Below are 21652 nucleotides of genomic sequence, written 5' to 3'. Positions count from 1 at the left end.
ATGCTCATGATAAATAAAGAAATTTCAGAAATTTTTCAAAATATCACGGTTCTACAACGAGAAAGTCTAAGTTTTGCAGAAAATTCGGTGGCATCTGTCAATGCATGGGTGGCCACACTATCTATTATGCAACTTGGCGATACCTCAGAGTCGGTCTTAAAAGCCATTTGTGAAATCAGCGAACTCGATTGTAGCGAAATGCTACGCTTTGATTTAATTCAAGTTTTGCACCCAATTACCGAAAGCATTTTATCCAGCCTTGAAAAAAACATCTTAAATCAAGGTCTTTCTCAAAATGCGCGTATTGAACATATTATTGATTTATCCTCTAGAATTCGTACCTATTTTGCCAACGTCTATATCAATATTGTGCGAAGAAGTCATCAGACACTGGTTTCAAATAAATTCTCATTTTTTAATTTCAAACAAAAACGAAATTTACAAACAGCCCGTACACTTGCAACCTTTTATGCTTTAGAACAACTTGGTTTATTGTTGGTTCAACAGCAAATGCTCTACAGTGGTCCATTGACCCATCAATGGCTCACTACACATCATCTTTATGAGCTTGCGGTTAAAAACCAAGAATTTAATATCAATATCAACCAATTACAAGGTACACACTTTACCATTCAAAATATCCAGCAAGCCTATGCGCAAGTGCTGCTTTTGGATATTTTTAATACGCACCAGATTCGCCCTTCAGAAACACAAGCACTTTATCAATGTACTTTTGATTGGGTCAAACTGATCCAAATTTTACCAAGAGAAACCAGCTTATCGCGTTATGTGATTGATGGCTCTAAAGACGTTCCACCAATTTATAATCGCAAACAACATGCGAATTTCCGTACTTCTCTATATATTTCTACACAGAATCTGCTCGAACATATTAATTCAACGATTCATAAAGACGAATATCTGTCTAAAAATGAACAAATCTATTTATCTGCTGCCTTAAAATTTCATGTGCAAAATGTCTTGGGTACAACAACTGAACGTCAACATGAGCGTTATGAATACTCTGCACAACTTCAAATTTGTTTTAGCTTACAAACCGCACACTTCTATTTATCCAAAGCTAAAAATTTCTATGAAACACTTAATTTAAATAATAATTATGCATTTCAGTCTGAGTCCAATATTCATTCATCGATTTCAACAGGTTCAAGCACTGCATCGAACTTAGGACAAATCAAAACTTTAGACCGTGAAGCAAAACAGATCTATCAAACCCAAGTACTGGATATTAGTGTAAACGGTTATCGTATTCGCTGGTCAGATGAAACCCCACGAAATTTACGCACGGGTGAATTTATCTTGGTCAACGAAAGTCTCAATGACAAATGGAAAGGTGCGATCATTCGTTGGATCAAACAATCGGTTAAAAAAACCTATGAAGTGGGTTTAGAGGTTTTAGCTCAAGACATCTACCCATGTGCGGTAAAAGTTCCAGCTGATCGTTCGACGATTAACTACCACCCTTGCCTTATGGTTCAAGTGCAAAATTTAAATGAATCCAACGTTTCTATTATTTTGCCAAATTTACCGTTCTTCAAAGAACAGCAAGCAATTTATCTACGTTTAGACACTGAAGAAATTAAGGTGTATTTAACAAAAACATTGTTAATTACCCAGAGCTTTATTCAGTACGAATTTGAATTGATCAATGATGAAGAAAATGACCGCATTGATCAATTCATTCAACACCAATCTGCCAATTTGAATAATCAAGATGTATGGGAAGCTTTAAAGTGAGAAATTTATTATTATCGAAAAAATTAAAACTCTCTGAAACTAGATTACTCATTATTGATGATAACCAGATTCGTTATAATCAAATTATTGATCTTTTTCAAAGTAAGAATCATCAAGTACAAGCGCTTTTATTGGATGATTTAAAAAGTTTTGAAAAACAACTCAATACCTCATGGGACTTGATTATTTTTGGTCGTGCTTATGACATCAAGATTGAGCAAGCTATTACCTTGATTCAAGCCTCTGCTGATATTGATCTGCCTGTTTTGTTCTTAGAACCTGAAGATTATCAAACCAACCAATATCAATCCTATATTCAAAAAGGCATCTATGATGTCGTTAATTTAGAATATACCGATCGTTTTTACATTAGCTTAATCCGTGCGTTGTCATATAGCCGTACCTTACAAGCGAAAAAGCACCTTTTAAACGATCTTGAAAGTGCAAAGAATCAAGCCCAAGCCTTGGTTGAAGAACAACATAAAGCGATTGCCTTAATTCAGGAAGGTATCCATACCCAAGCCAATGCTGAATATTTAAAATTGTTTGGTCTAAAAGATGAAGCAGAAATTATCGGATTGCCGATATTAGATATTTTAAAACCGAAGAATATCAATGATTTTAAACAACGTTTTAAAAAGATTTCTCAAGGTAATTTTGATTTAGCACGTTTTGAAATTGATACACTGAATAGCAATGCTAAATCAGAAAATCCATTAAAAATTGAATTTCTGCCTTCAGATGAAGAAGACTGTATCCAAATCACCATTGAAATCAATTCTGCAAGTCAAAAACCGCAAACACAACCCTCCGAATCGAATAAGAAAAACATCAGTGCTGTCGCAAGTAGTTTGCAAAAAATTCAGTACGCTTTAATTAACCAACCTGCCAAATCGAATGCATTGGTACTGTTTAGCTTTGCCGCTTGTCCTGAGAATATTTTAACTTCTCCTTGGAAAACAGCCGTTCAATACTTAGATGGCTTTAAAAACTTCATTCAAGAACAAACCAATACCACGGTATATCAAATTGATATGTTGTTGTATGCAGTGATTTTACAAGCTGAGTCTGATACCATTTTAGAATCTCGTATTCATGGGCTGCATGCTTTAGAAAAACCACAATTATTGGAAATTGATGGTCATACTTACCCACTGAATATCAAGATTGGCTATTCAAACATACAGCAAAACAGCTTTACAGAAGCAAGTTTTAACGACGTTTTAGAACAAGCTTATAATCATCGTCTGGCAAAAAAAGACTCTGTATCCGACCAACAATTAACGGCAACTTTACAGGACACTAAAATTGAATTGTCATTGCTTGAACCAAAATTAGATCAAGCAGAACCGCTGCAAGTGCAAAGTAACTCCATTGAATTTGCCCCAAAACCTCAAGTTGAAAATACAGCTGTAGAGAAACAAGTTCAAATTCAAGAAACACCAGCGCCACATATCTTTAAAACCTCCGCGATTCTTGGTCAAATTGCTCAATCTCTTGAAAAAGGTGAGATTCAGCTAAAATACCAGCAGCTTTATGACAAACAAGATAGCAATTTAAATACCTATGAAGTCAGTAGCGGTTTTATTTTTGAAAATCAGTGGAAAAAAGTAAGTAATTTAATTGATTTAGATGATGATATTGAACTTTCAATTAAATTAGATCGCTGGATTTTAGTCGAAGCATGTAAGCAATTACATAACTTTATCACTCAATATCCAGAAGCAAAATTAATCGTCAATTTAAATCGTCATGTGCTGTTCCATGACAAACAGTTCCCTGAGCTTATTTCTAAACTATTGACCATTGTTGGAAGCCGCCAATCTCATCCACTGATTTTACAATTTGATGAAGAAGATATTGCAAAAAATATCTTAGAAACTCAAAAGCAAATAGGCGTTTTACGTGATCATGGTGCCGAAATTTCAATTCGACGTTTTGGTTCGAGTATTTCAAGTGAAGCGATCTTAAAACAATTGGATGTAAGCTTATTAACGCTGGATGAGAAATTTACAAAGCAGCTTAATAGTGATGCGACTATGACGCAATTCCAGCATATCCTTGAAAAGTATCATGCGATCAAGCCAATTGAATTGCTACTGAAAAATCTAAATGATATGAACTCTTTTGCAAATGCTTGGAATGTAGATGTCAGATTCTTGCAAGGCGAATATTTCCAGAAGAAACTGGATCACTTGACTGATGTTCAAGATCAATAAATTCTAATACTAAAAAAGGTTGAGCGTTTAAAATGCTCAACCTTTTTTTAAATCTATCACTTTGTCTGATCCTGAAATAGATCAACACGAGATAAAATTCAGCAACAAAAAAACGGGCTAAAGCCCGTTTTTTATGTTTTGTCGTATTAACGCTTAACAGAACGTGACATACCAGCAAAACGTTGTTTAAATTTATCGATACGACCGCCAGTATCAACATTCTTCTGTTTACCAGTATAGAATGGGTGGCAAGCTGAACATACGTCTAGATAAAGTGTTTCTTTACCTAAAGCTGAACGAGTTTCGATAACGTTACCACATGAACAAGTAGCAACTAATTTTTCGTATTTTGGGTGAATATCGGCACGCATGGTCGATTCTCCTAAGTTAAGAAAGGTTTAGCTGTCATCGCAATTAACCACTCTCAAAATCTAATAAAACTTTGAGGAAAGCAGATTTAAATTAAAAACCAGCAGGTTAACACCACAACAGACCATTTCTTTTGGCCCACCGAGACTATAAGCGTCAGAGCTAAGCACAACAAGTGGGCAAGATTATACTCGAAATATTTATAAATTGCGAGCCAATCGATACTAATTTATTCGTCAGAATGTTTTTGCTTTGACCAATAGTTTGCAATCACCCCACAAACCATTAACTGGATTTGATGGAAAATCATAATCGGTAACACAATCATACCTAAAGGCTGCCCAATAAATAAAATCTGCGCCATAGGCACACCACTGGCAAGGGTTTTCTTCGATCCACAGAAGAAGATTGAAATCTGATCTGCTTTGCTAAATCCAAGCCATTTTGGAACATACAACGCCAACAGCATAATCACCGTGAGTAGAATCGAACATGCCAAGGTGAGGTAAATCAATGTAGATAAGCTGACCTGATGCCATAAACCTGCCACCACTGCCCCACTAAATGCACCATAAACCACCATCAAAATCGAGCCTTGATCAAAAACTTTGACGATCTTTGGCATTTTCTGCATCAATGGAAATACATAGGGGCGTAATACTTGCCCTAAAACAAATGGAACCAATAACAACAAGGTGATTTCGATAATAGAAGAAGTTGGATCGTAATTATGCTTAGATTGACCGAAAATAAATATGCTCACCAAAATCGGAGTAATAAACATACCGATCAGGTTTGAAAATGAGGCACTGCATACAGCCGCTGCCACGTTCCCTTTTGCAACAGAGGTAAATGCAATTGACGATTGTACTGTCGACGGCAAAAAGCACATAAACAGAAAACCCCAATACAACTGTTGCCCCAGCAAAGGTTCAAGCACAGGTTTAGCCATTAGTCCCAATAAAGGAAAAACTAAAAAAGTAAAAGCAAAAACCAATCCATGCAATTTCCAATGCAAAATCCCCTCAATCACGGCTTCACGTGATAATTTTGCGCCATGTAGGAAAAATAAAATCGCAATCGCAATTGTGGTGATTTTTCCAAAGATAAGCGCTGCCTGACCTGAAATCGGTAAAATAGAAGCTAAAACCACCATCGCGATTAAAAGTATCGTAAAGCGATCCAATGCTAATAATTTCAACATTTTCATAAGCAACGTCCTGTATTTTAAACATGAAAAAGCCCAGTAGTTAAATTTTACTATCGGGTAAAATTCAATCTTACTGAGCGAAATAAATAAAGCTACTCATTTGGCTAAATGTTCACTATTTATTTACGACACATATCAAGTTAATTTAAGGTCTATTAGACTTCTTTCATAAGTGCTTTTTAAAATCATAAATCAACATAAAAGCACCCTCATCCTAACCTTCTCCCATAGGGAGAAGGAACTTTCAATACCAATATAATTCACTCCACATGATCATTTTTTGATTTATGAAAGATCTTTATTGATATGTCTTTGCCAAATAAACAATAGCCCCGCATCATTTTTAAATGATCAATTATTTCGTGCATCTTGATCTTGTTGGATCAATTCAATTTTATAGCCATCTGGATCTTCAACAAAAGCAATGACTGTGACACCACCTTTCATAGGTCCAGCTTCACGTACCACATTACCACCACGTGCTTTGATCTCTTCACAGGCTTTATAGGCATCATCGACACCAATGGCAATATGTCCATAAGCATTACCTAATTCATAACTTGCAGTATCCCAATTATGGGTAAGCTCTAATACAGTATGATGCTCTTCATCACCATAACCCACAAATGCTAAAGTAAACCGCCCTTCTTCATAATCACGTTTACGAAGTAATGTCATACCGAGAACTTCAGTATAGAACGCTAAAGATTGTTCTAAATTGCCTACTCGTAACATGGTATGCAACATGCGCATGATTTATTTTCCTGTTTGATCAGATATCATCTGCCAATATAGGCAATACAGTTCAATATTTCAATTTATCTATATTTCAGCTGATCAATGATGTCGTCTTCTGGATTATTTTTAAGCAATAACCGCTTATTTTAGATGAACACTACAGCTTTATCTTTCGAATAAGCTGTTTGAATGTGTTAGCAATCCAATGATTCAAATTCTCATCCTGTTAAAAAAGCCTACTTTATCTATAAGATAAAATAGGCTCTTGCGATCATCATAAATCTATCTTGAGTAATTCAGTCGCTTACTCGATGGATTGATCCACCTTTTGCGCTTGATGTTCTCGCAATAATTTTCCAACCCACAACACAAGCAATAGAATCGGAATACCAATTAAGGTGGTCATTAAAAAGAATTTAGGATAACCAATGTGGGTGACAATTGTTCCAGAATACCCGCCTAAAATCTTAGGTGTAAGCGTCATCAATGAACTAAAGATCGCATATTGAACTGCTGTAAATGACACACTGGTCAAACTAGACAAGAACGCAATAAATGCTGCACCCGCTAAACCAGAAGCTAAATTATCGACAACAATGGCAAAATACAGCCAACCAGAACTATATTTCTCAATCACTTTACCCTTAATCTCAACGGCTGCAGATGAATCCGCTTTGATCACTGGAATTGGTTGAACATCTACATCGATATCACTTTTTATCGTTGTTAATTGATAGCTTTGTTGAGTACTTAATGCTGCTTGTGCGTGTTGATAATTGACCACGGCGATCACGTTTTTTGAGCCAGAAGCATATAAGGCTTTACCGTCAATCGCACCACTAAACAAACCATCTTTATCTAATTTTGCAGGATATGTTTTGCCATCGAGTTTAAGGGTAATCGGCTGATCTGGATTAAGCTCAGATACAGGTATTCCTGCAATCTGCCCCTTAACCACAATACTTTGCTTTGCTTCTGTTTCAGACAATTGATTGTCACTGGTAATAGGCAACAATTGAATTTGGGGCTTGGCATTTTCTTTTAAATAGGGCACCGTATATTCATTCGCGACAGCCTGATCAACCAATGCTGCTTTGATATGAATGGTATTTTCCCTTACCAAGTCCTGACCAGGCACAGAAACTTTCCAATAGCCTACTTCATCAGGTTGAGCTTGAAATTTCTTATCGCCAACCTGTACAGATACAGCTTGCATTGGTGCACCAGATTTTACCAACCCGATAAAGATCAAATTGGTTGAACTTGCTAAAACAGCACCGACAAACATCAATTTCATAATGTTCATACGTTGCGCAAGTAAGCCACCTAAAAAACCACCCAATAGGCTAAAAATAACCCCGTAAATTTTAACGGCTTCTGCAATTTGCTCTTTGGTAAAGTTTAAATCTTGATAGAAAACATTCGAAATAACACCCGCAATAATGTCTGAAATTCGATAAAAACCGATCAATAACAGTAAAACCAATGCTAGCTTTACCCCATAACGCTTAAAAAAATCAGCAATCGGGTTAACCCAAGTCTCGTAGGCCATTTTTTTATTGACTACACCAAAACGAATCAACGATGTTGCAACAAGAATTGCACCGAGACCTGAACCTAAAAAGCGTACTGCTTCCATTAAAAACTTCAGCAAGTTGTCTTCGACTTGCCAAGTCGCTTGCAGATATTGAACCATGTCATCGGAGTAAATATATAAACAAACAAAACTCGCCACAGCCAAGATAAAGACCAAAACTAAACGATAGTAATCAATATTTTTATAGTGTTTATCAACTCGATTAACCAAGGGTTCTCGGATTACTAAAGTGGTGATAATGCCCACTAGCATCACCAGCGCCATCGTTAAATAAGTATATTTCCACGCTTCATAAATATAGTTCCCTTTTGCAGTCCCCAAAGAAGCAGCAAGAAATAAAGCGCCCGCTCCAGCTAGAATCATCCCTAAACGATAGCCTGCGTTATAGGTCGATGCCAACACCGTTTGCATTTCGGTTTCAGCCAGCTCGATTCGATAGGCATCAATCACAATATCTTGTGTTGCTGCGGAAAACCCCAGTAATACTGCCCCCACAGCCATTTGGTAAATATAACTTTGGCCCAAAGCTGGATCAGAAAACGCCATAATACAGATCGCACAGATAATCAGTACTTGTGCAATCAACAACCAAGCACGGCGCCGCCCCAGTTTTTTGGTGAGTATCGGGACGGGTAATTCATCAATCAGCGGTGCCCATACAAATTTAAACGAATAGCCCAGCGCTGCCCAACTAAAAAAAGTTACTGCACTTTTTTCAATTCCGGCTTCACCTAACCATAAAGATAAACTTGAGAAAATGAGCAGAATTGGAATACCTGCCGAAAATCCAAGAAAGAGCATAATTGCAGCACGCCGATCGATAAAAGCGGCAAAAGCAGATTTCCATCCATTTTTTGCTGTGGAATTCTGCTCAGCTGATTGCTGAGATAATTGCGTTGTCATTGCGTTGTTATTTTCTGAAAAATGAAATAGTGCTATTCAACCGCTTAATGCTTAGAGTTTCAATCACTTTTATGCAACTGATGAGCGCTTTTACAGATATTTCCGCTTTTGGCGCTTGATCTTTACCCCCAATCCTGTATACCTTTAACTTTTCAACCCATATAAGTTTTGGATTTCACCTGTGACCCAAAGACACGATCAATTAAGCTCTACTACTGTTTCAATTACGACGACTGCAACCCCAATACAAAAAACTGAAACGATTTTTCCATCTGCTTTTGATCAAACGGAAATTCAAAACACGTTGACACAAACCGCATTAAAATCAGAACAACTGACGCATATCCCCAATCTGAGCAAGATTCCTACGTCAACCAAGCGAATCAAGCCTTTAAATAATTTCTTAGGGCAAGATCGCGCTAGAGCCTCTGTAGAAGCAGGGATTGCTTTACCTTATTCAGGCTACAACATTTTTGCTGTGGGTACGGCAGGTCTTGGCAAAAGAACCATGATCAAGCGCTTGCTGCAACAACATGCCAAAACCATGCAAACGCCTGATGATTGGGTCTATGTTTATAATTTTAAAAATGCACGACAACCGATTGCACTGCGTTTTCAAGCAGGCCAAGGCAGTAAGTTTCAAGCTTTAATCCATCAAGCATGGCAAACCATTCTCAAGCAACTTGAACGTCGCTTTAGTGCCGAAACGTATCACAATCGTATTGAACGCATTCGTCAAATTACGGGGAATGAGCAACAACTGGCTTTAGTTGAACTGACCAAAGAAGGCGAAGACCTCGACCTAAAACTGATTAATCGTAACGATGAACATATTTTTGTGCCGATCCATGTCAAAGATGACAAAGTATTGGAAATGTCACAGGAAGATATTAATGCGCTTGACAGTAAACAGCGCGCAGAAATTAATTCCAATATGCGTTATATGGATAAAAAGCTTGAGCGCCTTGGTCTACAACTCGGCGATTTGGAAGATGATGCACGTGATCAAGTTTCTGAACTGAATCGTGATATTGCCAAACAAGTGGTGATTCCTCGTATTGATTTAATTTTAAGTAAATTTAAAACCGTTCATGGACTCGATCAATACTTAAAACATTTTGCAGCAGATATCATTGAAAATGTTGAAACGATTTTAGACCAAGAAGGTGAAGAGTTCTCTCCTGCTTTATTTAATCGGGTTCCTTCACGTTACCAAGCCAATGTTGTGGTCAGCAATAAGCCAAACTCTGGTGCACCAGTTATTTTTGAAGACTTCCCAACACACTATAATTTACTGGGACATGTTGAACAGCTGACGCAAAATGGCACCATCACCACGGACTTTACTCTGATTCGCCCAGGCTCATTGCACCAAGCCAATGGTGGTTTTTTAATTTTAGAAGCAGAACAGCTGTTAGAACAGCCTTATGCATGGCAAGGGCTAAAACGTGCATTAAAATCAGGACAATTAAAGCTATCCTCTCTTGAGCACATGCTGACTTTAACGGGCAGTATTTCAATTGAGCCAGCATCTGTGCCACTCAACTTAAAAGTGGTTTTATTGGCAGAACCTGAAATTTATTATGAAATTTTAGAACTAGAGCCAGAATTAGGCAGCGTTTTTAAAATTCGTGCTGATTTTACCGATACCCTGCAACGTAATGATGATAATGAACAAGCTTATATGCAACTGATTGCAGACTATGTTCAACAAGACAAATTACTGCCTTTTGATCGCTCAGCATTGGCGGCATTACTAACAGATTCAAGTCGCCAAGCTGAAGACCAGAGTTCATTGTCTCTACATGCTTTGACCCTAGGTGACTTGATCCGTGAATCTCATCATCACGCTGCACAGTCAGATGAAAAGTTAGTCACCTCTCATCATATCAACACTGCCCTTAAACATCGTCAATATCGCTTAGGCTATTTAAGAGAACTCTATTGGCAAGACTTGTCACGTGGTACCCAACTGATTGAGACACGCGGCCATCGCTTGGGTCAGATCAATGCTTTATCCGTGATCCACTATGCTGATGTTGAGTTTGGTCTACCTTCACGCTTAACCGCTTCTGTATACCAAGGTGGCGGTGACATTCTAGATATCGAGCGCAGTGTAGAACTTGGTGGTTCATTACATGCCAAAGGTGTCTTGCTGATGTCGAGCTTCTTAAAGGCTCATTTTGGTCGTGAACAGATTTTGCATTTCTCTGCTGCCCTCGCCTTTGAACAAAGTTATGGTCAAGTGGATGGTGACAGTGCCACGGTTGCAGAACTATCTGCATTGATTTCCGCAATCTGCCAATTGCCTATTGATCAATCGTGGGCGATCACAGGTTCGATGAACCAATTGGGTCAAGTTCAGCCTATTGGTGGGGTCAATGCAAAAATTGAAGGATTCTTCGATGCATGCAAACTCCAAGGATTAACAGGCAAACAAGGGGTGATTATTCCACGTCAGAATATGCAGCATTTAATGCTTCGCCATGATGTGATTGAGGCTGTCAATGAGGGGCAATTCCATATACATGCAATTGACACCATTGATCAAGCTTTAGAAATCCTAATGGCACGTCCTGTTGGAACATTAGACAAGAAAGGTCGTTATACCAAAGGTTCAATCTATGCAGCAGTGATGGCACAGCTTGAATATTGGCAAGCCTTGGAAGATGGCGTTGAAATAGAGCAAAAGCCAAAGAAAAAGAAAAAAAAGAACAAAGGAAAAAAACAGAAAAAGGCAGAAGCTGAATCAGCAAGCATCATTACTGACGAAAACCAAACCGAAGTTGCGGCAAAACAAAATAAGCACAAGTCAGCTTAAGTTGCTTCTTGGCTAAACTTCAGATAGACAAAGCTTTGAATATTCAAAGCTTTGTCTAATTTATTCTGATAATTTGTTAAATATTCAAAACAAACAAAGATTGAAACAGTGCATCAGTCACGACATAATCTCGTCTAGGCAACTGATCAGTTCAGCCAAGTGAAAACAACATAAAGCTTAGCCAATAAAAAAGCACCTTCTGGTGCTTTTTCTACATCATCTACTTATTAAGCATCTGCTGCTGGGCTATATTGCTCAATCAATGGTTTTAATTCACCATTTTGGAACATTTCTAGCATAATGTCGCTACCGCCAATCAATTCGCCATTAATCCACAATTGCGGGAATGTAGGCCAATTTGCAATTTGTGGCAAAGTTGCACGAATATCTGGATTTTCCAAGATATTTACATAAGCAAATGGACGACCAATTTGGCTAAGTGCTTCAACTGCACGTGCAGAAAAACCACATTGTGGGAATTGCGGAGTACCTTTCATATAAAGAAGTACTGCATGTTTAGCTATTTGATCGCGAATTAACGCTTCTGTATCACGCGCTTGTTCAGTCATTGATTAAATCCTCAACTCATCTGCCTGCATTATACCTAAATCCACAATAAAGAATATGTCTAGACGATTATTTCCAATTTTATTTATATTAAAGCTTTAAATCTTGCGCATATTTTGGTTAGATAATCCTTTACCCTTTCCACTCCTAACAGATAAGAGTTAGTTATGAATAACATCACCCTCGCTCCGGTACAAACTGATCAACCTTCACATTTGATGCCTGTATTCAGCCGTCAACCGATCAGCTTTGTACGAGGACGAGGTTCTTATCTTTATACTGAAAATGGTACAGAGTATTTAGATGCATTGACAGGTATTGCCGTGTGTGGCTTAGGACATGCTCATCCTGTGCTGGCAGAGGCTATTGCAGAACAAGCGGCTACATTAATCCATACCAGCAATATTTACGAAGTCGCTTGGCAAACTGCAGCAGCGCAAAAGCTGGCTGAAGTTTCGGGTATGGAAGAAATCTTTTTCTCAAACAGTGGTGCAGAATCAAATGAAGGTGCAATTAAAATTGCACGTAAATTTGGTCACTTACAGGGTGTTTCTAATCCCAAAATCATTGTTGCGGATCAATCATTCCATGGTCGTACCCTTGCAACGCTTTCAGCTACGGGCAATAAAAAGGTTCAAGAAGGTTTTGCACCATTAGTTGAAGGCTTTATTCGTGTGCCTTTTGGCGATGTAGAAGCCATTGAAGAAGCCGCTATTCAGCATCCTGACATTGTGGCAATTCTGGTCGAACCGATCCAAGGTGAAGGCGGTGTCAATACCGCACCTCAAGGCTTTAGCTACCTTGAAGGTATTCGTCGTATTTGTAATCAACATAATTGGTTGATGATGCTAGATGAAGTCCAAACAGGTAATGGTCGTACCGGTAAATACTTTGCTTATCAACATACCAATATTATTCCAGATGTTTTAACCACAGCAAAAGGCCTAGGAAATGGTTTCCCAATTGGTGCTGTGATGACACAAGGTCGTGGTGTTGGGGTACTTGCTGCGGGAAATCACGGCTCTACTTATAGTGGTACGCATTTAGGCTCACGCGTTGTCTACACAGTGATTGACTTGATCCAAAAAGAAAACATCGTTGCAAATGCTGCTGAAATTGGAGCATATCTGGTCGATCAGTTCCGTGCTCAACTTGTAGAGCAAAATGTGATTGTGCGTGGTTTCGGCATGATGATTGGTATCGAATTACCTAAAGACTGTGCCGAATTAGTAAACATTGCACGTGATAAGCATCATTTAATTATTAACGTTACTTCAGGCAATGTGGTGCGTTTACTGCCGGCTTTGAATATGAATCATCAACAAGCAGATGATTTATTAAAACGCTTAGTGCCTGCAATTAAAGAGTTCCTTGCCTAAGTGTGTATAAACGCTTTAAGAGATTAACCTGTTAATCTCTTTTGGTTTCATCATCATTGCGTATAAAATTGCAGATATAGAAAAGCCGCTTTAAAGCGGCTTTTTTATTAGAACTTATTAGAATTAGAACTTTGACTCTATGAAGCTTCTTGGAAAATTCTACCACCAGGTAACTGGCTAAAATATTGTTTCAAAGCATCCAAACAACGATGAATTTTCATCGGCTGCTGTTCACGCTTTAAGGTCACAGCACTTAAAGTGAAAGTTGGTAATTTCCACTCTGGAAGCACTTCAACCAATGTTCCGTTCATTAATTCTTTTTGCACATCTAAATAAAGGATCCGCGCAATACCATGCCCATGTTGGCACAATGATTTTGCAACAAATACGTTATTTGTCTGAAGACGATGCTTCATTTCTAAATTAACAACTTCACCAGTTGCGCCATGCTGAAATGAAAAATGTTGAGAATTTTTCATGATATTTATCGGAATCAAATCATGATTCTGTAAATCTTCAGGACGTGAAATAGGTGCTGTTTGATTTAAATAACTTGGCGATGCAACTAAGATCTGATCGACTCGTGCAAGTGGCATACAACTCAAGTTATTCGCATCTTCGATTTTTGAAGACATGCGAATAGCAATATCTATACGCTCTTGAATCAAGTCAATATATTGGTTATCTGCTTCAAAATGAACCATCAAACCTCTATGTGCAGACATCCAATGCGATAAAGCAGGAACAACATGTGTTGCTCCTATTTCTGGGGTTGTCGCAATACGCAAATCCCCAACTAAATCATCGCGCAACTCATTAATGCGGATTTTTCCACGCTCTGCGGCAGCGAGCATTTCTTGACAACTGTGGAAAAAAGCTTGACCAGCCTCAGTTAAACTCAGCTTTCGCGTAGAACGATGTAGAAGTGTCACTTCCATTTCATGTTCTAGAGATCTAATTTGCTGACTAACCGCACTAGTCGTAATGCCAAGGTCACGCGCGGCACCACTAAAAGAGCTTTTTTCAACAACACAAGCAAATACACCCATTGCCCGAAGTTGATCTAACATAAATTTCCCTCTGAAATTATGAGCTGTTTCACACTTTTTTGTTCAAAACAACTCATTGTATTATACGAAGAAAATTACACTTTGCATTAAAATATTTAATTTATTGGTAAAATATTTGCTGGGTTTATCGGTTTGCCATCTAAACGTACCTGAAACTCCAACATGGTACTGCTAGCACCTGAAGATCCCATCTCTGCAATCTTCTGTCCTGCTGTCACAGTTTGACCACTTTTCACCAACATTTTGCTGTTATGAGCATATGCAGTAATGTAACCATCAATATGTTTTACTAAGACAAGATTACCATATTCTTTTAATCCATCTGCAGCATAAACCACCTGTCCATCTGCTGCGGCAAAAATTGGATCACCTTGATTCCCTCCAAAACGTATTCCTTTAATATTATTCGCAATATTATAATTTGCAATAACAGATCCATTTGATGGTTTTACCCATCTCAATTGAGTTGATTGTACTGTCGTCGTCGTTTGTACAGGCGGTGGCGTTACTGGCTGAGCCGTCGTTGTGCCAGTTGGCGACGTCGGCTGCTGCGTTGGTAACTTAATCGTTTGGCGTTGAATTTGTGGTTCATTGCTCGTCAACGGTTTCGTTGTAGATCGGGTGACATTACCCCCACCTTTTTTCAAACGTAATGACTGCCCTACATAAATTCGATAAGGCGCAGCAATATCATTCATTTCAGCAACACTGAGATAACTCAAACCATAACGCATAGAGATTGCACTTAGGGTATCACCAGAACGAACTGTGTAATAGTCAGGTGCAACAGCATAACGTGTAGGGTTATTAATTTGAGGCTTCGATGCACACCCAGTCACCACTATGGTAGAGGTGATTGCTATTGTGGACAAAATGATTTTCATCCATCGCTTAGGCATTTGAATTGGAAGTGTTGATCGAGCCAAAAGCATTGATTTCCCTCTCTACAATCTTAAAATTTAAAAATATTTGCTTAAGATTAGCAAAATACACACGTATTTCACTGTTTAACAGTGCTTTTTCACAAAGTTATAACACTCATACATCAAAATGACTATGTGAGAGTTGTGATTGTAGTGTTTCAAGAATTGTGTAATTGGTTGCATCCATCTGAATTGGCGTAATACTGACGTAACCATTGGCAATGGCAAAAAAGTCAGATTGCAGGTTTTGTGCGTTTTTTTGGGGATCTGTCACCGCTTCACCCGCCAAACCAATCCAATAGACTTGACGACCACGCGGGTCAACCTGACTGGTCATTGGTTTTGATTGTATACGACGACCCTGATACGTAATTTGAGCCCCTAAAATTTCTGCGACATCTGGAATATTGATATTTAAGATATGTCGTGGAGGCAGCTCGGGTAAGCCCTTAGCAATAAAGTTGTAAACCCAGTTTGCGGCTTGCGCATAATCTTCAGGGTGGTCATAGGAACGTACATTACTGCCTGCCAATGAAACTGCGATTGCAGGCTGTTTCATCAACCGTCCTTCAAATGCCGCCCCTACGGTTCCAGAATAAAGGACATCGTCACCTAAATTTGCACCACTATTGATTCCACTGACAACTAAATCAAACTCAAAATCAAATAAACCATTCATTGACAAATAAACACAATCAGCAGGTGTGCCGTTTACTGCCCACATATCTGGTGCAACTTGAATCGGTCGAAGTGGTCGATCTAGGGTTAATGCACTTGAAAAACCACTGCGCTCACTTTCTGGCGCAACAATAACAACTCGACCTAATGGTCGTAATGCTTTTGCTAAAGCTTGAATACCTGGTGCAAAAACACCATCATCATTGGCAACTAAAATATTCACTAAAAAGTTCTCTGACTAAAAATTATTAAATGACTACCGAGTAATTTAATTCAAATTTATTGAACAATTATATATAGTTACTTACTCAATTTTAAATCTAATTTGTGACTATAAAGATGATTACACGTTCTCTTACTCGTACTATTTCTATCGCACTCATCACACTTTGCGCACAATCTGCATTTTCAGAAACATTAACTTCACAAGAATCTGATCGAATTGTGAAAGAGGATATTGCCGCAACACAGGTGCTTGCCGAAGTTTGCCCAGCGTTAATTGGAAACAACCCTGCATTTCAAACTAAAATCGGAAGTTTAACCCAAACCTTATTAAAGGATTTGTCTAAACCTACAACATTGACTCAGCTTCAACAAGATCCAGAATACCAAACCGTACTCAAAGAAGCACAAACCAGTGCCAAAGAAGTTGATCAAGCTGAACACAAAGCAGTATGTGCAGATGTGCTTGAACTTCCACACTAACATAAGATAAAAAACCTCCCCCCAATGCGATGTTAAAAAACCCTTTTTTGACATCTTTTGCATTGTTCAGTTTGCGAAAATTTCAAATAAATCTACAACATCGATACACTTTATCTATATTTTTCACAGTTTTTACGTTTAATCTATGCAGGTTCTCAAATTAAAAATTGATTAGGTTATTTATGCGTATGACTTTAAAAATGCTTACATTAAGCCTTGTTTCAGCAAGTGGTTTGTTTATGACCCATGCTTTTGCCGCATCTGACAAAATCGAAGTCACACAGCAACAAGTATCTAAAGAAGAATTGGCTGCAATTTATGTATTGTCGGATATCTGCCCGAGTCTAATTAAAACAGACGCTGCGTTTAATAAAGGTTTTGATCACTTACTTAAAGACTATATGCCTAATGACAAAGATCCTAAAGCAACCTTAAAATCACTTGCCAAGCAAAAAGATTTCCAAAGAGCATTAAAAGAAGCAAAAAGTGATGCTAAAAAAGCGGGTGATACTGAAAACACAGCAATTTGTAATGACATTAGTAACTATCAGTCATAACGATTTCTGCAATTTATTCAACAAATATTGAATTAGTTACAATAAGTAAGAAATAAGCCGACTTTCCTTATAGAAGTCGGCTTTGCTTTGCCCTAAAATGCTAGCCTGTTTGTGCTCATATAACGATTGGAACGACCTAGAATGACTCGAAAAAGCGCCATTGCTGCATTATTACTTTTACCTTCATTTTCTTATGCAGCAACCGTCTTAACCACTCCGCCAGAATTAAATAATAAATCGTATGTCTTAATGGACTATGAGACAGGTCAAATTCTTGCATCGAAGAATGAAAATGAAAAATTAGCTCCTGCTTCGATGACGAAAATGATGACGAGTTACATCATTGAGCAAAAACTTCTTAAAGGCGAACTGACCGAAAGTGAAAAAGTTCGCATGAATGAGTCTGCATGGTGTCGTGGTAGCAGTACTGAATCTTGTATGTATGTGCCGTTAAATGGTACTGCAACAGTTTTAGAAATGTTACGAGGTATTATTATCCAGTCGGGTAATGATGCATCTAAAGCAATGGCTGAACATATTTCAGGTAATGAAGGTTCATTTGCCTATGCAATGAACCAAGAAGCCAAACGTGTGGGCATGGTCAATACACACTTTATCAATGCAACAGGTATGCCTGCTGAAGGTCATTACTCCACTGCAAAAGATATGGCGGTACTTGCTAAACATATCATTCATGACAGTTCAAAATATTATCCTATTTATTCTGAAAAAGAATTTACCTTCAACGGGATTAAACAAGGTAACCGTAATGCCTTGCTTTATACTGACCCAAGTGTTGATGGCTTAAAAACAGGTCATACAGAGGAAGCTGGTTATTGCTTAACCACATCTTCAAAACGCGGTCCAATGCGTTTAATTTCAGTGATTTTTGGTGCACCGTCTATGAATGAACGTGCGAGCCAAACACGCTCATTGTTATCTTGGGGTTATTCAAACTTTGAAACGGTCAGCGTTCAACCTGCAAATCAAGTGCTTGCTAAAGCAAAAGTTTATTTTGGTAAAGAAAATGATGTACAAATTGGTTTAGCTGAAAACTTCAATGTGACCATGCCTAAAGGTCAAGCCAATGCAATCAAAACACAAGTCACTGTTCAACCCAACTTAAATGCACCATTAAAACAAGGTCAAGTCGTTGGTAAATTAACAGCAACCTTAGATGGTAAAGTGATTGCTGAAAAACCATTAGTGGCTTTAAAAGCTGTAGAAGAAGCAGGCTTCTTCTCTCGCTTAATCGACCATATCAAAATGTTCTTTAGCAACTTGTTCTAAGTTATTCGCTTAAACCTAATATTGAATCTATTAGACTAAAGCACAGGCATCCTGATCACAGATTTGGATGCCTTTTTAATTTATACTCGGTAAAAATACACTGGTTAAATTTGCTTTTGACATGGAAGCCAACATGAAAAAAAATATTCGTTCGTATTTAGGTCATCATCCTAAAATTGATTCAACTTGTTATATTGACGATCTCTCCGTTGTGATCGGTGAAGTAACTTTGGCGGAGAATGTATCTGTTTGGCCTTTTGCAGTGATTCGTGCTGATGTCAATCACATCAAAATTGGTCGTTATTCTAATGTACAAGACCATTGCATGTTACATGTCAGTCATAAAAATGATGCTAAACCCAATGGCTCACCTTTAGTGATTGGGGAAGATGTGACCATTGGACATCATGTCACCTTACATGGTTGTACCATTGGCAACCGTGTTTTAGTGGGAATTAATACCATTGTTCTAGATGATGTAGTGATTGAAGATGATGTCATGATTGGTGCAGGCTCACTGGTTCCACCGCGTAAGCGCTTAGAAAGTGGTTACCTCTATGTGGGAAGCCCAGTACAAAAGGTTCGACCTTTAACTGATAAAGAAAAGGAATTTTTGCCTTATTCCGCAAGACACTATGTCAAAGTAGCAAATCAATATTTAGAAGCGAATGATTAGGGATATAACAAACATATAAACATCTTTTAAAGCATATTGATTATTTGAATTAAGTGGTTCAAGTCGACTTCGTTCCACTGAAGCACAGTGGAATGAAGCCTATATTTTTTAGATCAAATTTCTATTTTGAAACATTGTAGTATTTGGTTAATTCTTCAAATACTGGTGCTTTGACATTATCTTTTAAGATATATCGAGTAATCACACCTTGATCTGTATGTATTTCCATAAAGATATTTTGAGAACTTTTAAAGTCCCCCATAAGATTGACTGGAATAAGCACACTGTTGCGAGAGCGATTTGCCTTAAAAGCAAAATCAATTTCAGTTGGTCCAATCACATTAAATGAGTGACTTTTTGCGCCATCACTAAATACAACTTTTTCAATATTATATTTTGTATAGGCACTATTTAAGCTAAGTTTCACTTTTAAAAAATCTTTATGTGTCTCATTCCACACTACGGTGACGATTGGACAAAGCTCATTTGGCTGACAAATTAATAATCCCTGCGTACCTAAATTTGAAGTAGCGTCATTAGGATTTGAAGCACACCCAGTAATTAGTAATACACTGAAAGGTATACATAATAATTTCTTTATCATACTTTTTTAAATCCTATTGTATGCCCAAAAATTGAAATGGTGGAGCGACCTTAAAAGAAGAATTAGCCTTACCTGCATAAACTTTTGCTTGATCAGCACCCAACTCAAGCTTTCTGGTTTGACCATCTTTAAAATCAATCTCTTTTAAGTCTACCCAAAAAACATTTGGTGATACAGCAGATTCAAAAAAATAAAGTCCTCGCTTATGATCTACCACTGTACGCCAACGTGTAGAGGAGATATTTGGCTCTTCTTCTGTATTGAGCCCAAACGGAACAGATGTGTTACGTATCACGCTAAATACACTTGCTAAAGAATATTCAGGAGTCGCATCTTTAGGAATCGCATTTATATAAAAAGATGCTCTTGCAAACCGATCTGCAGCTCGATTGGTTCCAGGTAACATCGTTGTTCCGCCAATTTGTTTCCAATATGTATTTAACGCCAATTGCTGATCAAAGGTTGGAGAGTTTGTCATCACTTGATATTGTCGATTATGATGGATGACCTGCTTACCACCAATGTATTCAATAATAGCACTGTCACCCGTTGCATCTGAAATTGATAAATGCAGAGTCGCTAGTCTTTTTTCACCTGGCACTTGATCTGTTACTATCATAAACGGCTCTTGTGCTAAAGCCTGAATTGCTTCATCTACTGTTGCATAGTTATCTAAAACATACTGCGCCCAAAGTGAGATACTTAATGGCGGTTTTTTATTGTTTTTAACATTTGGATATTCAGACTCAACCAGCCAAAGTAAATTTGCAGCCAAACCCTTTTCATTTACACCATCTGTTGTTGAAATATCATAACCTGTTGCGACAACACTGCCATATTTAGATGTCCATTGAATCGATTTTGGCCCAGCCATACCACTGCGTTTTACATTATTGGGCAATATCCACAAGTTTGTTCCAACATCACTTTTCCAATCCATAGAACGTGCTGTCATCACATCATTATTGCCTAAATAAACAACCCGCGTACATGCCGTCGCCAGCTCAGCCGCAACCAAAAGCCCTGCTGCAAACAATACCTTTTTTATTGCCTTTTTCATGATTATACTCACTTATAAAATTACTAAAGTTAGACTTATTTTTGACTCAATATAAGCATATATTTCCAATAAAATATGCTTAAACTATATTTATCAAAAAAGTTTATTTCCACTCTATTTGTGATTACACATCTTTAAACGATAGATCCATGAACTAATTAATTTTGGATAACCATACCTATTCAACGAAGCATCCAATAAAACCAAATTGAATAAACACACTATTAACAGGAAAAATAAATAATTGTTAAGTTTAATAAAATTTTATATATACGTATTTTTTATCATATGTTTCAATCATAGTAAATGCCTTATTCGGGTATTTATTGTACAAAAATAAATTAAATGCCATTCACCATAAAACCAATAACTTTGAAATATTTACTTATGAGTTGCTACCTCTATCTATTGGTCATTACTGATAAGAATTAAAATAATAAAAAAAATTACTTCATAAATTGATGTCACATTTAATTGCATTTAGATATCAAGATATAAGAATATTTTTATTAAACTTTTTACATGAAG

The 21652-nt window shown here is 37.6% G+C and carries 18 protein-coding genes; 8 read left to right on the top strand and 10 right to left on the bottom strand.

Annotation, left to right across the window (positions count from 1 at the left end):
- Positions 1–6 precede the first annotated feature (6 nt).
- A complete protein-coding gene (locus FY049_RS09385; RefSeq protein WP_034612070.1) occupies positions 7–1758 on the top strand; it encodes a hypothetical protein in 1752 nt (583 codons plus the stop codon).
- Positions 1740–3977, top strand: coding sequence for an EAL domain-containing protein (locus tag FY049_RS09380; RefSeq protein ID WP_446083587.1), 2238 nt, complete (start codon positions 1740–1742; stop codon positions 3975–3977). Before FY049_RS09385 ends, FY049_RS09380 begins: the two co-directional genes overlap by 19 nt.
- A gap of 146 nt (positions 3978–4123) precedes the next feature.
- Here FY049_RS09380 and rpmE read toward each other — a convergent pair whose 3' ends face one another.
- From rpmE to FY049_RS09360, 4 genes are all read right to left on the bottom strand, one after another.
- Positions 4124–4348: a 50S ribosomal protein L31 gene (rpmE, locus tag FY049_RS09375; RefSeq protein WP_004721254.1), complete on the bottom strand. Its 225-nt coding sequence runs from the start codon at positions 4346–4348 to the stop codon at positions 4124–4126.
- A 227-nt stretch (positions 4349–4575) separates the two neighbouring features.
- Complete coding sequence (locus FY049_RS09370; protein WP_004820726.1) at positions 4576–5556, bottom strand: bile acid:sodium symporter family protein; 981 nt, start codon at positions 5554–5556, stop codon at positions 4576–4578.
- A gap of 351 nt (positions 5557–5907) precedes the next feature.
- A complete protein-coding gene (gene gloA / locus FY049_RS09365) occupies positions 5908–6309 on the bottom strand; it encodes a lactoylglutathione lyase (protein WP_056512413.1) in 402 nt (133 codons plus the stop codon).
- A 289-nt stretch (positions 6310–6598) separates the two neighbouring features.
- Positions 6599–8794, bottom strand: coding sequence for an AmpG family muropeptide MFS transporter (locus tag FY049_RS09360; protein WP_446083586.1), 2196 nt, complete (start codon positions 8792–8794; stop codon positions 6599–6601).
- Between the two features lie 181 nt (positions 8795–8975).
- Here FY049_RS09360 and FY049_RS09355 point away from each other — a divergent pair, with 181 nt between their 5' ends.
- A complete protein-coding gene (locus tag FY049_RS09355; RefSeq protein WP_166782653.1) occupies positions 8976–11615 on the top strand; it encodes a Lon protease family protein in 2640 nt (879 codons plus the stop codon).
- 227 nt (positions 11616–11842) lie between these two features.
- On the opposite strand, the gene grxD is transcribed toward FY049_RS09355, so the two are convergent.
- Complete coding sequence (gene grxD, locus FY049_RS09350; RefSeq protein WP_004721264.1) at positions 11843–12184, bottom strand: Grx4 family monothiol glutaredoxin; 342 nt, start codon at positions 12182–12184, stop codon at positions 11843–11845.
- Between the two features lie 165 nt (positions 12185–12349).
- On the opposite strand from grxD, the gene FY049_RS09345 reads away from it, so the two are divergent.
- Positions 12350–13561: an acetylornithine/succinylornithine family transaminase gene (locus FY049_RS09345; protein WP_446083585.1), complete on the top strand. Its 1212-nt coding sequence runs from the start codon at positions 12350–12352 to the stop codon at positions 13559–13561.
- A 137-nt stretch (positions 13562–13698) separates the two neighbouring features.
- On the opposite strand, the gene FY049_RS09340 is transcribed toward FY049_RS09345, so the two are convergent.
- The 3 genes from FY049_RS09340 to surE form a co-directional block, all read right to left on the bottom strand.
- Positions 13699–14631, bottom strand: coding sequence for a LysR family transcriptional regulator (locus FY049_RS09340; RefSeq protein WP_004721269.1), 933 nt, complete (start codon positions 14629–14631; stop codon positions 13699–13701).
- A 95-nt stretch (positions 14632–14726) separates the two neighbouring features.
- Complete coding sequence (locus FY049_RS09335; RefSeq protein WP_004820715.1) at positions 14727–15563, bottom strand: peptidoglycan DD-metalloendopeptidase family protein; 837 nt, start codon at positions 15561–15563, stop codon at positions 14727–14729.
- Between the two features lie 106 nt (positions 15564–15669).
- Positions 15670–16455: a 5'/3'-nucleotidase SurE gene (surE, locus tag FY049_RS09330; RefSeq protein ID WP_151957069.1), complete on the bottom strand. Its 786-nt coding sequence runs from the start codon at positions 16453–16455 to the stop codon at positions 15670–15672.
- A 116-nt stretch (positions 16456–16571) separates the two neighbouring features.
- Between surE and FY049_RS09325 the strand changes: the two genes are divergently transcribed.
- The 4 genes from FY049_RS09325 (at position 16572) to FY049_RS09310 (ending at position 19460) form a co-directional block, all read left to right on the top strand.
- Entirely contained in the window at positions 16572–16937 is a 366-nt protein-coding gene (locus FY049_RS09325; protein ID WP_004721272.1) for an MCR_0457 family protein, read from the top strand.
- A 182-nt stretch (positions 16938–17119) separates the two neighbouring features.
- The gene (locus FY049_RS09320) at positions 17120–17494 is read left to right on the top strand and encodes an MCR_0457 family protein (RefSeq protein ID WP_004721274.1); all 375 of its coding nucleotides are present in this window, start codon (positions 17120–17122) and stop codon (positions 17492–17494) included.
- A gap of 141 nt (positions 17495–17635) precedes the next feature.
- Positions 17636–18784, top strand: coding sequence for a D-alanyl-D-alanine carboxypeptidase PBP5/6 (dacC, locus tag FY049_RS09315; RefSeq protein ID WP_056512427.1), 1149 nt, complete (start codon positions 17636–17638; stop codon positions 18782–18784).
- Positions 18785–18917: 133 nt separating this feature from the next.
- Positions 18918–19460 carry a gamma carbonic anhydrase family protein gene (locus FY049_RS09310; RefSeq protein WP_151957070.1) on the top strand — a complete coding sequence of 181 codons (543 nt, stop codon included), beginning with the start codon at positions 18918–18920 and terminating at the stop codon, positions 19458–19460.
- Positions 19461–19581: 121 nt separating this feature from the next.
- Here FY049_RS09310 and FY049_RS09305 read toward each other — a convergent pair whose 3' ends face one another.
- Together FY049_RS09305 and FY049_RS09300 are read right to left on the bottom strand one after the other, a co-directional pair.
- Entirely contained in the window at positions 19582–20064 is a 483-nt protein-coding gene (locus tag FY049_RS09305) for a hypothetical protein (protein WP_004721281.1), read from the bottom strand.
- 13 nt (positions 20065–20077) lie between these two features.
- Positions 20078–21124, bottom strand: a complete 1047-nt coding sequence (locus tag FY049_RS09300; RefSeq protein ID WP_004721283.1) for a linear amide C-N hydrolase — start codon at positions 21122–21124, stop codon at positions 20078–20080.
- Positions 21125–21652: the final 528 nt, after the last annotated feature.

Source organism: Acinetobacter sp. 1125_18A, from assembly GCF_052824985.1.
The sequence above is the reverse complement of the archived record's forward strand: the minus strand, read 5'-3'. Positions and strand labels throughout refer to the sequence as shown.

What these genes read in the sequence shown, in the direction of transcription:
- FY049_RS09385 (WP_034612070.1), top strand. Translation starts at nt 7, where the DNA reads ATGATAAATAAAGAAATTTCAGAAATTTTTCAAAATATCACGGTTCTA.
- FY049_RS09380 (WP_446083587.1), top strand. Translation starts at nt 1,740, where the DNA reads ATGGGAAGCTTTAAAGTGAGAAATTTATTATTATCGAAAAAATTAAAA.
- rpmE (WP_004721254.1), bottom strand. Translation starts at nt 4,348, where the DNA reads ATGCGTGCCGATATTCACCCAAAATACGAAAAATTAGTTGCTACTTGT.
- FY049_RS09370 (WP_004820726.1), bottom strand. Translation starts at nt 5,556, where the DNA reads ATGAAAATGTTGAAATTATTAGCATTGGATCGCTTTACGATACTTTTA.
- gloA (WP_056512413.1), bottom strand. Translation starts at nt 6,309, where the DNA reads ATGCGCATGTTGCATACCATGTTACGAGTAGGCAATTTAGAACAATCT.
- FY049_RS09360 (WP_446083586.1), bottom strand. Translation starts at nt 8,794, where the DNA reads ATGACAACGCAATTATCTCAGCAATCAGCTGAGCAGAATTCCACAGCA.
- grxD (WP_004721264.1), bottom strand. Translation starts at nt 12,184, where the DNA reads ATGACTGAACAAGCGCGTGATACAGAAGCGTTAATTCGCGATCAAATA.
- FY049_RS09345 (WP_446083585.1), top strand. Translation starts at nt 12,350, where the DNA reads ATGAATAACATCACCCTCGCTCCGGTACAAACTGATCAACCTTCACAT.
- FY049_RS09340 (WP_004721269.1), bottom strand. Translation starts at nt 14,631, where the DNA reads ATGTTAGATCAACTTCGGGCAATGGGTGTATTTGCTTGTGTTGTTGAA.
- FY049_RS09335 (WP_004820715.1), bottom strand. Translation starts at nt 15,563, where the DNA reads ATGCTTTTGGCTCGATCAACACTTCCAATTCAAATGCCTAAGCGATGG.
- FY049_RS09325 (WP_004721272.1), top strand. Translation starts at nt 16,572, where the DNA reads ATGATTACACGTTCTCTTACTCGTACTATTTCTATCGCACTCATCACA.
- FY049_RS09320 (WP_004721274.1), top strand. Translation starts at nt 17,120, where the DNA reads ATGCGTATGACTTTAAAAATGCTTACATTAAGCCTTGTTTCAGCAAGT.
- dacC (WP_056512427.1), top strand. Translation starts at nt 17,636, where the DNA reads ATGACTCGAAAAAGCGCCATTGCTGCATTATTACTTTTACCTTCATTT.
- FY049_RS09310 (WP_151957070.1), top strand. Translation starts at nt 18,918, where the DNA reads ATGAAAAAAAATATTCGTTCGTATTTAGGTCATCATCCTAAAATTGAT.
- FY049_RS09305 (WP_004721281.1), bottom strand. Translation starts at nt 20,064, where the DNA reads ATGATAAAGAAATTATTATGTATACCTTTCAGTGTATTACTAATTACT.
- FY049_RS09300 (WP_004721283.1), bottom strand. Translation starts at nt 21,124, where the DNA reads ATGAAAAAGGCAATAAAAAAGGTATTGTTTGCAGCAGGGCTTTTGGTT.